General features: G+C 65.3%; 13 protein-coding genes. 6 read left to right on the top strand and 7 right to left on the bottom strand.

All coding sequences use genetic code 11. The features are described from left to right. The 3 genes from ENZ74_RS06195 to ENZ74_RS06185 all read right to left on the bottom strand — a co-directional run. Positions 1-279, bottom strand: a 279-nt coding sequence (locus ENZ74_RS06195) for a biopolymer transporter ExbD (protein WP_206522259.1), incomplete at its 3' end; no start/stop codon positions are given. A 4-nt stretch (positions 280-283) separates the two neighbouring features. Continuing rightward, positions 284-1,255 carry a tonB-system energizer ExbB gene (gene exbB / locus ENZ74_RS06190; protein ID WP_013528968.1) on the bottom strand — a complete coding sequence of 324 codons (972 nt, stop codon included), beginning with the start codon at positions 1,253-1,255 and terminating at the stop codon, positions 284-286. A gap of 65 nt (positions 1,256-1,320) precedes the next feature. Next, the gene (locus ENZ74_RS06185) at positions 1,321-2,112 is read right to left on the bottom strand and encodes an ATP-binding cassette domain-containing protein (RefSeq protein ID WP_063170397.1); all 792 of its coding nucleotides are present in this window, start codon (positions 2,110-2,112) and stop codon (positions 1,321-1,323) included. A 212-nt stretch (positions 2,113-2,324) separates the two neighbouring features. On the opposite strand from ENZ74_RS06185, the gene ENZ74_RS06180 reads away from it, so the two are divergent. From ENZ74_RS06180 to ENZ74_RS06160, 5 genes are all read left to right on the top strand, one after another. After that, positions 2,325-4,508: a TonB-dependent siderophore receptor gene (locus ENZ74_RS06180; RefSeq protein WP_244514244.1), complete on the top strand. Its 2,184-nt coding sequence runs from the start codon at positions 2,325-2,327 to the stop codon at positions 4,506-4,508. Positions 4,509-4,533: 25 nt separating this feature from the next. Next, a complete protein-coding gene (locus ENZ74_RS06175; RefSeq protein WP_063169484.1) occupies positions 4,534-5,394 on the top strand; it encodes an ABC transporter substrate-binding protein in 861 nt (286 codons plus the stop codon). Then, a complete protein-coding gene (fhuB, locus tag ENZ74_RS06170; protein WP_063169485.1) occupies positions 5,391-7,394 on the top strand; it encodes a Fe(3+)-hydroxamate ABC transporter permease FhuB in 2,004 nt (667 codons plus the stop codon). Before ENZ74_RS06175 ends, fhuB begins: the two co-directional genes overlap by 4 nt. Positions 7,395-7,503: 109 nt before the next feature. Continuing rightward, positions 7,504-9,228 (top strand): ABC transporter ATP-binding protein, encoded by a 1,725-nt coding sequence (locus ENZ74_RS06165; RefSeq protein WP_127312696.1) that lies wholly within the window; start codon positions 7,504-7,506, stop codon positions 9,226-9,228. A gap of 35 nt (positions 9,229-9,263) precedes the next feature. After that, entirely contained in the window at positions 9,264-9,950 is a 687-nt protein-coding gene (locus tag ENZ74_RS06160; RefSeq protein WP_063169486.1) for an isochorismatase family cysteine hydrolase, read from the top strand. A gap of 6 nt (positions 9,951-9,956) precedes the next feature. Here the strand turns inward: ENZ74_RS06160 and ENZ74_RS06155 are convergent, their stop codons facing one another. Both ENZ74_RS06155 and ENZ74_RS06150 read right to left on the bottom strand, forming a co-directional pair. Beyond that, positions 9,957-10,898 carry an LLM class flavin-dependent oxidoreductase gene (locus ENZ74_RS06155; protein ID WP_013528961.1) on the bottom strand — a complete coding sequence of 314 codons (942 nt, stop codon included), beginning with the start codon at positions 10,896-10,898 and terminating at the stop codon, positions 9,957-9,959. A 110-nt stretch (positions 10,899-11,008) separates the two neighbouring features. Further along, the gene (locus tag ENZ74_RS06150) at positions 11,009-11,164 is read right to left on the bottom strand and encodes a hypothetical protein (RefSeq protein WP_013528960.1); all 156 of its coding nucleotides are present in this window, start codon (positions 11,162-11,164) and stop codon (positions 11,009-11,011) included. A gap of 290 nt (positions 11,165-11,454) precedes the next feature. Here ENZ74_RS06150 and ENZ74_RS06145 point away from each other — a divergent pair, with 290 nt between their 5' ends. Further along, positions 11,455-12,222, top strand: coding sequence for an SDR family oxidoreductase (locus ENZ74_RS06145; RefSeq protein ID WP_024504731.1), 768 nt, complete (start codon positions 11,455-11,457; stop codon positions 12,220-12,222). Between the two features lie 244 nt (positions 12,223-12,466). Here the strand turns inward: ENZ74_RS06145 and ENZ74_RS06140 are convergent, their stop codons facing one another. Both ENZ74_RS06140 and ENZ74_RS06135 read right to left on the bottom strand, forming a co-directional pair. Then, positions 12,467-13,411 carry an ABC transporter permease gene (locus ENZ74_RS06140; RefSeq protein WP_063169487.1) on the bottom strand — a complete coding sequence of 315 codons (945 nt, stop codon included), beginning with the start codon at positions 13,409-13,411 and terminating at the stop codon, positions 12,467-12,469. Beyond that, positions 13,408-14,232: ABC transporter permease (locus ENZ74_RS06135; RefSeq protein WP_164760957.1), on the bottom strand; the 825-nt coding region annotated here is incomplete at its 5' end. The genes ENZ74_RS06135 and ENZ74_RS06140, both read right to left, overlap by 4 nt.

Raw genomic sequence — 14,232 nt, 5'->3', positions numbered from 1 at the left:
GGCGTCCAGCGTCGCGGCGAAAGCCGGGCGTGGCACGCCGTCATTGCCGATCGCCAGCGTCAGATCGTCCTTCAGCGTCAGGAACAGCGGTGTCTCGGGCCTCGGCGCGGGCGTTGCGGTCGAACCCGGCAGGTCGACATTGACATCCACCGTGGCCAGCGGTGCCGCGACCATGAAGATAATCAACAACACCAGGATGACATCGATGAACGGGGTGACGTTGATCTCGTGGCTTTCCTCGAGATCGTCATCCATGGTCTGTCGGATTCTGCTTCCCATGGCGCTACTCCGCCGCCAGTGGCGCGGCCGGCGCGACGGTGCGGAAGTCGAGGTCGCGGCTGACCAGTCGTTCGACCCCTGCCGAGGCATCGGCGAGGATCTGCCGATAGCCGGCTATCGAGCGGGCGAAGACGTTGTAGATGACGACGGCCGGTATGGCCGCGACCAGGCCCATCGCGGTGGCCAGCAGCGCTTCGGCGATGCCCGGCGCGACCACGGCGAGATTGGTGGTCTGCGCCTGCGAGATGCCGATGAAGGCGTTCATGATGCCCCAGACCGTGCCGAACAGGCCGACGAAGGGCGCGGTCGAGCCGATCGTCGCCAGCACGCCGGTGCCGCGTGACATGCGCCGCGCCGCCGCCGCCTCGATGCGCGACAGGCGCGACGTAACCCGTTCCTTGAGGCCATCGCCTGAGACATGATCGAGGGCGCCGGCTGAGAGTGCGGTCTCCTCCTCGGCCGCCCGCACCAGCAGCGCGCCCGGGCCGCCGCTGCGGTCGAGGGTACTGCCGGCCTGCTTCAGCGTGGCGGCCTCGCCGATCGCCCGCACGGCGCGACGGATGCGCAGCTTGCCGCCGAAAAGCTCCAGCGACTTGGCCAGCCATATCGTCCAGGTGACGAGGGAGGCAAAGGCCAGCCCGATCATCACCGCCTTGACGACGATATCGGCCGCCATGAACATGCCCCATGGCGACAGGTCATGCGGCAAGGTCAATTCCATCGCCGTCGAAGGTCCGGCCTCGGCTGGCGCGGCTGTGTTCGGCTGGGTGCCTGGCTGCGAAGGCGCCATCGTGGCCGGCGGAGCGACTGCCGGTGCGGCGGGCGCCGGCGCAATCGGCGCTGGGGCCGTGGGAGCAGCCGGGGTGGGGGCATCAATCGCCGGCGCGGCACCGGCCGGTTGCTCCTGGGCCATCGCGCTGCCGGCCGACAGGATGACGGATGCGACCAACGCCGCCAACAAACCAGTTCTCGACAACAGCTTCTTCCTTGTTCTCACAGCGGCCAGCCGCCTTCTATTTCCCGCCGCCGCACCAGATCTCGTCACTGCACATAGCCGACGGGCTGGCCGGTGACGGGGTGCGCGAACACGCCCATCTCCACGCCGAAAATGCCTTTCAGAACATCGCTGCGCATGATCTCGCCGGGTGTGCCGCGCGTCAGCAGCTTGCCGTCCTTGAGCGCGATCAGTTCGTCGCAGTAGCGCGCCGCCATGTTGGGATCGTGCAGCACGACGACGACGCAGAGGTCGCGTTTGCGGCTGAGTTCCTTGACCAGCCCGAGCACCTCGACCTGATGGGCGATGTCGAGTGCCGAGATCGGCTCGTCGAGCAGCATGACGCCGGCGTTCTGCGCCACCAGCATGGCGAGCCAGGCGCGCTGGCGCTCGCCGCCCGACAATTCGTCCACCAGCCGATCCGCGAACCCGTCCATGTCGGTCAGGGCCAGCGCCTCGTCGACATGCTGCCTGTCCTGCGCGCGGAAGCGGCCAAGCGCGCCATGCCAGGGATAGCGTCCCAACGTCGCCAGTTCGCGCACGGTCAGGCCGGTCGCCGCCGGTGTCGTCTGCGGCAGATAGGCAAGCGCGCGGGCAAATTCGCGGGCGCCCCATTGCGGCAACGGACGCCTGGCGAAAGTGATGGCGCCTGAACTCGCCGGCTGTTGGCGCGCCATGAGCTTGATCAGCGTCGACTTGCCCGAACCATTGTGGCCGATCAGCCCGTAGACGCGCGAGCGCTGCAGTTCGAGCGAGACCGGACCGAGCAGCGTCCGCTCGCCGACGGCAAAGCGCACCGCGTCGATATGGAAGGCAGTCTGGGCATCAATTCCAGCCATGCTCATGGCTTTTCTCCAGTGCGGCCGCCCGCATTTCCAGATTCCGGCTTTCGACGGCTCATGCCCGGTTGACTATGAAACATGACCTTACTAGTCAACATTGAAGATGACTGCAACGATCAACAAATCGTCGCGACCGGCAATATCGACATGAAATTTGGAAAAGGGGGCGCAGGATGATCTCGGGACGTGGACTGATTTGGCAGGACCGGATGGCGCGGAAGCGCCTGCTGATCGCAGCGGTGTCGGTGCCGGCCCTGCTTGGCTGCGGCCATGCCCTGGCCCAGGAGACGGTCACCACCACCCTGGACCCGATCAACGTCCAGGAACGTGTCGAAAGCGCCTTCGGGCCGGTCAAGGGCTACGTGGCCACCAAGGGCTCCACCGGCACCAAGACCGACACGCCGCTGATCGAGACGCCCCAGTCGATATCGGTGATCACCAAGGACCAGATGGAAGCACAGGCGATTGACAACCTCGGCGGCGTTCTGCGCTACACGCCCGGCGCCACCGGCGATCTCTACGGCACCGACAATCGCGGCCTCGGCCTGCAGTTGCGCGGCATTTCGAACGCCAACGGCGTCTTCTACAGGGACGGGCTGCAGCTCAAGGAGAGCAATTTCATCCTGTTCACCGCACTCGATTCCTATGGCGCGGAACGCTACGAGGTGCTGCGCGGACCAGCGTCGGTGCTCTACGGCCAGGCTAGCCCCGGCGGCATCATCAACTATGTCAGCAAGCGGCCGACCGAGGAAAACCTGCGCGAGATCGAACTCGGTGGCGGCAGCTTCAATCGCTATGAAGGCAAGTTCGATTTCAGCGGTGCCGTGAACGCCGACAAGTCGCTGCTGTTTCGCCTCACCGGTGCCGCTCACATGGGCGACACGCAGACCGATTTCGTCAAGGACGACCGCATCTTCATCGCCCCGGCGATCACCTGGCAGCCCGATGCCGACACCAGCCTGACCATCCTCGCCAACTATCAGCGCGACCGCTCGGGATGGGCGATGCAGTACCTGCCTGCCTACGGCACGGTCATACCGGGCAAGGACGGCAAGTACCTGCCGAACAGCATGTTCGTCGGCGAACCCGGCTTCGACTCCTACAACAACGACCAGGCCTCGATCGGCTACGAATTCGATCACCGTTTCAACGAAACCTGGCAGGTGCGACAGCATGCCCGCTACGTCCACCTCACCCACACCGAGGAGGGCGTCTTTGGTGGCGGACTGACGGACTCGAACGGCCTGGAACCTTCAAGCGGCGACTACTACCGTTATGCAGATGCCGGCGGCACCAAACTCAGCGGCGTCACCATCGACAACCAGGCACAAGCCGATTTCGACACCGGGCCGCTTGCCCACACGCTGCTCGTCGGCCTCGACTACAAACGCTACACTTACCGCGACTATGCCTCGGAAGGGACCGTCGAGGACGGTTTCAACATCTTCGATCCGGTTTACGGGTACCCGATCACCGATCTGACGCCCTACACCGATACCGACACCACCCAGCAGCAGGTCGGTCTCTATGCCCAGGACCAGGTCAAGTTCGGCAACTGGCGGCTGACCCTTGGCGGCCGCCAGGATTGGTCGGACGCCAAGGTCTACGACAATCTGGCCGGCGGCTACATTCCCGAGCAGAAGGACAACGCCTTCACCAGCCGCGCCGGCCTGGTCTATCTCGCAGACAACGGGCTTGCGCCCTATGTCAGCTACTCCGAATCGTTCCAGCCCGTGGCCGGCGCCGACAGCGACGGCAATCTGTTCGTGCCCGAGACCAGCAGGCAATACGAGATCGGGCTGAAATACCAGCCGACCGGCTGGAACTCCTTCATTACGGCATCGGTTTTCGACCTGACCCGACAGAATGTCGTGCGTTCCGGTAATGAGGGCTCGCCCAACGATCTGTTCCAGACCGGTGAGATCCGTTCGCGCGGCGTGGAATTCGAGGCCGTTGCCAGCCTCGATTCCGGCTTCGACCTGAGAGCGGCCTACACCTATCTCGACACGAAGATCACCAGGGCGACCGCTGTCGAAGATGTCAACGGCGTCTGGGTCAGCAACGAGGGCAACACGCCCTTCGGCGTGCCGGCCCATTCCGCATCGCTTTGGGCCAATTACACCTTCATGGGCGGCAAGCTCGAAGGTCTCGGCCTCGGCGCCGGTGTCCGCTATGTCGGCTCGACCTATGGCGACGACGCCAACAGCTTCAAGGTTCCGTCGGTCGTGCTCGCCGACGCGGCGGTGCATTACGCCTGGCAGAACGCCACGCTCAGCCTCAATGCCAGCAATCTGTTCGACAAACGCTACGTCGCCTCCTGCTTCTCCTCGGGCTTCGGCTGCTTCTACGGCGAGGGCCGCAGGATCAACGGTTCGGTGAAATACACATGGTAGAAGCAATGTGGCGGGCCGGCCCAAAATGGCGGCGCTGACACGGCGCCAGTATCTTGCCGGCCTCGCCGCGACCGGTCTCGCTTTGCCGGGCGGCACGGCACGCGCGGCACCTGCCCGCGTCGTCTGCCTGGAATGGACATCGGCCGAAATGGTGGTCTCGCTCGGCGTGTCGCCGCTCGCCGTCGGCGACACCAGGGGTTATGGCGACTGGGTCCAGGGCCCGGCGCTGCCGCAGGCCACCATCGACCTGGGGTCGCGCAGCGAGCCCAATCTCGAACTGCTTCGGGAATTGCGGCCCGACCTGATCGTCGGCGCCTATGGCTATGGCTTGGACGAGAACAGCTTCACCAGATTGGCGCCGACCTTCAATGTGCCGTTCTACAGCGGCAAGGCTCCACCTTACGCGCAGGCGCAGCAGGTGACGCTGCAGCTTGGCAACATGCTTGGCCGTGGGACGGAAGCAGAAAACCTTGTCGGGCGCATCGAAGCCTCGATCGCCCAAGCGCGTGCCAGGCTGGAGCGGGCGGTGCAAAAACCGGTCTGCGTCGTCAGCATGTTCGACGATCGCCATGTCCGCGTCTACGGCGCCGGCAGCCTGCTGCAGGACGTCCTCGACCGGCTCGGCCTCGTCAATGCCTGGACCGGCGCCACCAATGAATGGGGTTTTTCGACGGTCGGCATCGAGGAACTGGTCGCCGTCGGCGAGGCGCAACTGATCTCGCTCGATCCGATCCCGCCGCACGTCAGGATCAGGATCGCCCGCAACTCGCTCTGGGCCAACCTGCCCTGCGTCCGGAACGGCCAAGTGCGGACCATTCCGCCGGTCTGGCCGTTCGGCGGTCTCACTGCTGCCGCGCGTTTCGCCGAATTCGTGGCAGCAGCATGATCGCTCAGGCAATGTCCCTGCCGCGACAGCGCGACGGCATCGGCGCGCTCATCCTGCTAGTTGCCGTGCCCGCGGGGCTGGCGCTGGTGCTGAGCGTCATCGATCTCATCCACCTTCTGCCGGCGCACCTGTGGTGGCAGGCGCTCACCGCCCCCGACACATCCGATCCAGTGCAGTTGCTGTATCGCTATGCTTTCCTGCCACGTGTCGCCGTCAGCGTGCTGGCCGGCGCGGCGCTCGGTCTCGCCGGTGTCGTCATGCAGCATGTGCTGCGCAACCCGCTGGCCGAGCCGACCACGATCGGCACCAATGCCGGAGCAAGCCTCGCTTTGGCGGCCGCCACCCTCTACGCACCATGGCTGCTGGAAGGCGGCCGTGAAGGGGTGGCGCTGGCTGGCGGCGCTCTCGCCACATCAGCCGTTTTCGCACTGGCGCGCGGGCGCAGCTTTTCGCCAGTGTCGATCATCATCGCCGGCCTCGTCGTCAGCCTCACTTTCGGTTCGGCCGGCGCGCTGCTGATGGCGCTCAACCGCGAATACACCGAGGAGCTGTTCATCTGGCAGAGCGGCTCGCTGGTGCAGAATGGCGATGCGGCCGTCGTTGCTCTGGCGCCGTGGCTGCTGGCCGGCATCTGCGCCGCGTTCCTGCTCTGGCGACCGCTACGCCTGCTCGATCTCAGCGACGACGGCGCGGCATCGCTCGGCACCCGCCCGGCCGTCATCCGCCTTGCCGGCATGGCTGTCGCCGTCTCGCTTGGCGCGCTGGTCGTCGCCGAGGTCGGCGTCATCGGGTTCGTAGCGCTCGCTGCCCCGGCGCTGGCGCGGCTGGCCGGAGCGCGCACGCTTGGCCGCCGCCTGGTCTGGTCGCCGCTGGTCGGCGGCGCCCTGCTCTGGCTCACCGACCGCCTGGTGCAGCATCTGCCGTTCGCCGGCGAAATCCCCGCCGGCACCGCGACCGCTTTGCTCGGCGCGCCGCTGCTGCTGTTCCTGTTGCCGCGAATGCGAACCACCCCCGAAAGGCAGGCCGATATGATGTCGTCCGTACGCCTGCCGACAAACGGCCTGCCGTTGATCGCCGGCCTGCTGGCGCTCATCCTCGCGGTTGTCGTCGCAATGGGCTTTGGCCGTGGCGCAGGCGGTTGGCACTGGATCGCATCCGAGGATTTGACCGAGCTGCTTGCCCTGCGCGCGCCTCGCGTCGTCGTAGCCCTGTCGGCGGGCGTCCTGCTCGCGGTCGCCGGCACGCTGATGCAGCGCATGACCGGCAACCCGATGGCAGCACCCGAAGTGCTCGGCATTTCCGGCGGCGCCTCTTTCGGCGTGCTGGCGCTGCTGTTGCTCAGCGACGGCTTCGACCGCGCGGCAATGCTCGGCGCCGCACTCGCGGGCGCCTTGCTGGCGCTGACGATCGTCGTGCTGGTCGGGCGGCGCAATGCACTGTCGCCGTCGCGGCTGCTGCTTGCCGGCGTCGCCGTGGCGACGGTCGCGTCGGCCTTCGCCGCGCTGCTTCTGGCCAGCGGCGATCCGCGCACGGGCTTCCTGCTCGCCTGGCTATCGGGATCGACCTATCGCGCAACGCCCAATGATGCCTTCACTGCCGCTGCGGTCGCGGTCGCCGTCCTCGCGCTGGCGCCGCTGACGGCGCGCTGGCTCGATATAGTGCCGCTCGGCGAAACTGCCGCGCGTGGCCTTGGCCTGCGGCTTGGACGGGTTCGCGCCATTCTGCTGGCACTTACCGCGCTGGCCACCGCAACCGCGACATTGGTCATCGGCCCGCTGAGCTTCGTCGGCCTGATGGCGCCGCATCTCGCGCGCATGCTCGGCTTCCGCCGTGCCGTGCCGCAGCTTCTGGCCTCGGCCATGACAGGCGGGCTGATCCTCGTTGCCGCCGACTGGGCCGGCCGGACGCTGATCTTTCCCTGGCAGGTGCCGGCCGGGCTCATCGCCGCCTTCGTCGGCGGCCCCTATTTCATGGCGCTGATGTGGAAAGGCAGGCAATGAAGTCGGCCCTGGCATATTGCCGGCCCTGCCCTGCCGATTGTAAGCAGCGCCCATCGATGGCGGCCGGTGCCCTCGCCGCGTCCATCAAGACAGCTTGCGGTTCACCTCGATGATCAGACGTTTCCTGTCCTATTACGCGCCCTGGAAGGGGCTGTTCGCGCTCGACTTCTCCTGCGCGGTGCTGGCCGGCCTGCTCGAACTTGGCTTTCCCATGGCGGTCCGCACCTTCGTCGACCAGCTCCTGCCACGGCAGGACTGGACGCTGATCATCATCGCCTCGGCCGGGCTGCTGGTAATCTATCTGCTCAACACGGTGCTGATGGCGGTCGTCACCTATTGGGGCCACATGCTTGGCATCAACATCGAGACCGAGATGCGGCGCAAGAGCTTCGATCATCTGCAGAAACTGTCGTTCCGCTTCTACGACAACCACAAGACCGGCCATCTCGTCGGTCGCGTCACCAAGGATCTCGAGGAGATCGGCGAGATCGCGCATCATGGCCCCGAGGACCTGTTCATCGCCATCATGACGTTCGCCGGCGCCTTCGTGCTGATGTTCACGGTCAACATGCATCTGGCGCTGATCACGGCGGTGATCGTGCCTCTGATCGCCTGGGTGACGATGCGCTACGGCGACCGCATGGAGCGCAACTGGCAGGCGCTCTACCGGCGTGTCGGCGATTTCAACGTCCGCATCGAGGAGAATGTCGGCGGCATGCGCGTCGTCCAGGCCTTCGCCAACGAGGAGCATGAGCGCACGCTGTTCGCACATGACAACCAGCGCTACCGCCAGACCAAGCTCGACGCCTACCGCATCATGTCGGCCAGCAATTCGCTGAACTACATGGGCATAAGGCTGATCCAGCTCGTGGTCATGATTGCCGGCAGCTACCTCGTCATTACGGGAGGCCTGAGCAATGGCGGCTTCGTCGGCTTCCTGCTTTTGGTCGGCGTCTTCGTGCGGCCGATCGAGAAGATCAATTCGGTGATCGAGACCTATCCAAAAGGCATTGCCGGCTTCCGCCGCTACACAGAGTTGCTCGACACCGAACCCGACATCGCCGACCGGCCCAGTGCCGTTACCGCCAGCGGCCTCAAGGGCTCCATCGAATATCGCGGTGTGAGCTTCGGCTATGGCGACGGCAAGCCGGTGCTCAGGGATATCGATCTCACCATCCGCGCCGGCGAAACCATCGCCTTCGTCGGGCCGTCAGGTGCCGGCAAGACCACCATATGCTCGCTGCTGCCGCGGTTCTACGAAGTCAGCGCCGGGCGGCTCAGCATCGACGGCATCGATATCAGGGACATGACGCTCGCTTCGCTGCGCGGCCAGATCGGCATTGTCCAGCAGGATGTCTTCCTGTTCGGCGGCTCGATCCGCGAAAACATTGCCTATGGCCGTCTCGGCGCCTCCGACGACGCCATCGCCGATGCCGCGCGGCGGGCGCAGCTCGACGGCATGATATCAGGCCTGCCGGCCGGTTATGATACGATCATCGGCGAGCGCGGCGTAAAACTGTCCGGCGGCCAGAAGCAGCGGCTGGCGATTGCCCGTATGTTCTTGAAGAACCCGCCGATCCTGATCCTCGACGAGGCGACGTCGGCGCTCGACACCGAGACCGAGCGCGAAATCCAGAAGTCGCTGGCCGAACTTGCCGAGGGCCGAACCACGCTGGTCATCGCACACCGGCTGGCAACGATCCGCGGCGCCGACCGCATCGTCGTCGTCTCGGAGTCGGGCGTCGTCGAGCAGGGGTCGCACAGCGAACTGATCCGTGCCGGCGGCATCTATCGACGCCTGCACGACGCCCAGCATCTGGTGTCATCGCGTTGATCCACTATGGTAGCGGCCAAGCAGGGAGCCCCCGGATGATCAAGGCAACGCCCTTCGACTTTCCCTTTGACGGCAGGCTGGTGGCCGAAAACACCGCGCTGATCGTCATCGACCTGCAGCAGGATTTCCTGTCGACGACGGGCTACTTCGCCAGGCAGGGCTATGACCCGTCGCCTCTGAGGGCGATCCTGCCGACGGTGAGCCGGCTGATCGCGGCCGCGCGCAGGGCCGGCGTCAGGGTCATCCATACCAGGCAGGGCTATAGGGCCGACATGGCCGATATGACGCCTTACGAAAAATGGCGCCGCAAGCGCTCCGGTCTCGACGGCACCGATATCCTGCTGCGCTCGGGCACGGGGTTCCAGATCGTTCCGGAGATCGACGTGGCACCGCACGACATCATCGTCGACAAGACCTGCAACAGCGCCTTCACCTATACGGATTTCGAGCTTGTGCTCCGCGCGCAAGGCATCACGCATCTCATGTTTTCCGGATGCACGACGGATGTCTGCGTCCACACCACGCTGCGCGAAGCCTGCGACCGCAAGTTTCAATGCCTGACGATTTCCGACGCCTGCGCCAGCGGCGACAAACAAGCCCACGAGGCCGCGCTTCATATGGTGACGGTCGAAGATGGCGTCTTCGGCGCGCTGGCGGATTCGGGCGCTGTCATTGAAGGCCTGTCGCGGCTTGGCGACAGGCCCGAGGCAACAAAAGGCTGAAGGACTTCAGCCCGTTGCGCGCGTCTCCAATCCTGCACGAGACGCATATGCTCCAGGCTGGAATGCCTCGTGTTCGCGACGCGCCAGCGAATTGCGCAGCAGGGCGATCGTTTCCCGGCCGAGCGTTGCGATCTCGCGTGGCGTGTCGACGCCGACAATCATGAATTCATCGATCCCGAGGGCTGCATAGGCAAGCAGCGACAGGGCGGCCTGGGCTGGCGGCCCGGCAACATCGACCGCCTTGTGGCCGGAGGCGGAAGCACCCTGGTGAATCCCGACCGGAAGCGCGAAGCGCAGCTTGCCGGCCCGGCCATGTTCGGCGGCGGAGCGACGCACCCGCTCCATCAATTGCCGGATCTCGTCGATCGAGCCCGGCGCCAGTTCAAAGACATCGGCATGCCGGCCGGCCACCTTGAGCGCCGTTCCGGACTGCCCGCCCATGCGGATGACCAGGTCGGCGCCGTGCGGTCCCTTGCGCGGCACGTAGCCGCCCTTGATGCTGTAGAACGTTCCTTCGTGGTCGAAGGGCCGGTCGTTCGACCACAGCCGCTTCAGCAGCACCAGATATTCGTCTATTCGCTGCCAGATGACGGTGTGCCCGACCGGCCGTGTTTCGGCGTCGGCATCGCTCAGCGGCTCGCTGATCATTCTCAGCGCCAGGCGTCCGCCGCTTTGCCTGTCGATCGACGCCAGTTGTCGGGCCGCCACAGTCGGTTCGACCACGCCCGCCCAATGGGTGAGCACGACTTCCAGCGACGAGGTGCGATCGAGCACCTGGGCCGCAAGATCCATGTTGGTCAGCAGTCCGGCCGAATCGTCGACGACGATCTTGCGGAAGCCGCCGTCCTCGATCAGCCCGAGCTTGGTCGCGGTCTCGGCAAAGTCGTAGAAAAAGGGAACCGCGGCATCGGCGGTCTTGCCGGGAATATGCGTGAACTCGATCGGCATTGCCATGTCCTCCGTGGTGTCGGGCGCGCGAAAGCACGCCGAGGATTCGGTTCATTCAACTCCAATTGCCTGTAAGTGGTGGGGCAGCTAACCCCGGTCGATCTGACGACTCAGGGAATAAGACCCAGAACAACGGCCCCGGTGAACACGAACGCAAGGGCAAAGACGAGATAGGCGAAAGCCCCGGCATAGGCCGGGCGGAAGGTCTGGGCATTGGCCGCCCGCTGACCACTGCGATCCGTCTGGGCGTTCTGGATATAGGACATATCGACCTCCGTCTCGTCTGTTAATCTATAAAACTTGTAGACTTTGTCGATTGCTATTTTTCGGTCAAATCTAGAATAATTTTCTCTTAGGTGACGGGAAGTTGGTAGCCACTTGCTTACAGGGGCACTCGGGCGGCCGATCCGTATGGCGCGTCCGTTTTCGGGTCTGCGTCCGAATGGACCTATGGCCTTGCCCTCGCGGCACTCAATTCGTGGATTGGCCGCCCGGCGCCGGCGCGGTAGCATCACCCAACCAGCAAAGCGAAATCGTCACATAAGGGGCAAAAAAAATGGGCACAAGACTGGCCGGCAAGGTCGCCATCATTTCGGGCGGCGCGACGGGAATGGGTGGAGCAGCCTCGGAGTTGTTCGCCGCCGAAGGCGCCAAGGTGGCGATCATCGACCGCAACGGCGAGGCGGCCGCCGCAACCGCAGCGACAATCAGGGCACGCGGCCATGTCGCCGAGCATTTTGTCGCCGACGTCTCCGACGAGGCACAGGTCGAAGCCGCCGTGAAGGGTGCTATCGAAAAACTCGGGCCCATCACCGTGCTGTTCAACCACGCCGGCACCATCGTGATAAAGCCCTTCCTGGAGACCACGGTGCAGGAATGGGATTGGCTGCATGCCGTCAATGTGCGCTCGATGTTCCTGATGACGCGCGCCGTTTTGCCCGGCATGATTGCGGCGGGCGGCGGCTCGATCGTCTGCACCTCGTCGATCTCGGCGGTGGCGGCTACTCCCAACGAAGTGCTCTACGACACCACCAAGGGCGCTTGCCACATGTTCGCCCGCGCCATCGCCGTCGAGTTCCGCGACCGCAACATCCGCTGCAACGCCGTCTGCCCGGGCTTCATCCGCACGCCGCACGGCCTGCGCGAGGTTGCCGACCTCGGCAGGCTCGGCGTCGATGTCTCGGACGCAGCGCTGGCCGCGCAGCAGGGCCGCATCGGCGAGCCGGAAGAGGTGGCGAGGGCGGCGCTTTACCTGGCCAGCGACGAGTCGAGCTTCGTCAACGGCACGCATCTGTTCGTCGACAACGGTTTTACCGCGATGTGAGGCGACGCCTGGCGCCCTTCCTCTCCCCCGTCGATCGGGTGAGAGGTGTCGAGCGCAGCTCGACGGAGTGGGGGTCGACGGAGTGGGGGCGACCCTTGGGCGCGGTGCAGGAAGATTCTTGCGCCTAGTGGCCTTCCAATGTCCGTCGCGACGGTTGCCGGGTGGTTCCCCCACTCCGTCGCGGCTTCGCAGCGCCACCTCTCCCCCCTCCGGAGGGAGAGGAAATGGCACCAAGCCCTGCTTGCTAACGCTCCTCCCTGCGAAATGGCTTGAGCAGCGCCGACGGCGCCACCGCGTTGCGCGACATCACAGCCATGGCGACGATGGTGAAGATGAACGGCAGCATCAGGAACGCCTCGTAGGGGATGTGTCCGAGCCCGCTCGCCTGCATGCGCAGCTGCAAGGCATCGACGAAGGCGAACAGAAGTGCCGCACCCGCCGAGCGCCATGGATCCCAGCGGCCGAAGACGACCAGCGCGATCGCCACCCAGCCGCGCCCGGAGACGACGCCGAAGGTGAAGGCGTTGAACTGCGCCATCGACAGGAAGGCGCCGGCCAGCCCCATCAGCGCGCCGCCGAGGACAACCGCCTGGAAGCGTGTGGCGATGACGCTGACACCGGCCGAATCCGCGGCACGCGGATTTTCACCGACCATGCGCACCGACAGGCCCCATGGCGTGCGGTAGAGTATGAAAGCGGCCAACGGAATGGCCAGGATCGCCATGTAGACCAGCGCGAACTGGTTGAACACCGCCGGCCCGAGCACCGGAATGTCGGAGAGGAGGGGGATCGGCAGCGTCTGAAAACCATTGATGTTGGGCGGCACAGACTGCTGGCCGAAGATCAGCCGGTAGAGGAAATAGGCAAGGCCCGACGAGAACAGCGTCACGCCGATGCCGCAGACATGCTGGCTGAGGCCGAGCACCACCGTGAACAACGCATGCAGCGCACCCATCAGCATGCCGGTCAGCACCGCCGCCAGCACGCCGAGCCACAGGCTGCCGCTGAGGCTGGCAGCGGTGAAGCCTGTCATCGCCGACAAAAGCATGATGCCTTCGATGCCGAGATTGAGCACGCCGGCCCGTTCCGAGAACATTTCGCCCAGCGTTGCAAAAGCCAGCGGCGTGGCGATACGAATGATCGCGGCCAGAAAACCGACCTGGAAGATCTGTTCGAACACCGCGCTCATCGGGCAACCCCGACGCGGCGGATGCGATAGGCGGTGAACAGCAGCGCCACCAGCATGGCGAGCAGTGCAGTGCCCTGGATGACATCGCTGAGGAAGGCCGGCACGCCGGTCGCCCGCGACATCGCCTCGGCGCCGGTCATCACGGCGGCAAGGAAGATCGCCGCCGGCACGACGCCAAGCGGGTTGAGCCGCGCCAGCATGGCAACGACGATGCCGGAATAGCCGTAGCCCGGCGAGATGTCGCTCATCACCTGGAAATGCACGCCGCCGACCTCGCCGACGCCGGCCAGTCCGGCCAGCGCGCCGGACAGCAGCGCTGTCGAGATCAGCACGCGCTCGACATGGATGCCGCCATATCTGGCCGCTTCCGGGTTTTCGCCGGTGACCCTTATCCTGAAGCCGAGCGTGGTGCGCACGATCAGGAACCAGATCAGCGGTGCCGCCAGCAGCGCCACGATAACGCCGAGATGCAGCCTTGTACCTTCGATCAGCACAGGGAAATTGGCCGAATCCTCTATCGGCGGCGAGATCGGATAGCCGCTGAAGGAGTCCTTCCACGGTCCTTCGATCAGCGCCATCAGCGCGTAGTAGATGACCGAGTTGAGCAGCAGCGAACTGACGACATCGTCGACCTTGAATTTTACCCTGAGGGTCGCCGGCACCAGCGCGACCGCGGCCCCGGCCGCAGCGCCTGCGACCGCCATCAACACCATGGCGAGCGGTCCCGGCATCGGGATGGCGCCGACAAAGCAGCTGGCCACCGCGCCGGCCAGCAATTGACCCTCGGCGCCGATGTTCCAGAATTTTGCCCGGAAGGCGAC

Source organism: Mesorhizobium sp. M7A.F.Ca.CA.002.15.2.1 (assembly GCF_003998715.1).
Lineage (GTDB): Bacteria > Pseudomonadota > Alphaproteobacteria > Rhizobiales > Rhizobiaceae > Mesorhizobium > Mesorhizobium ciceri.
The sequence above is the reverse complement of the archived record's forward strand: the minus strand, read 5'-3'. Positions and strand labels throughout refer to the sequence as shown.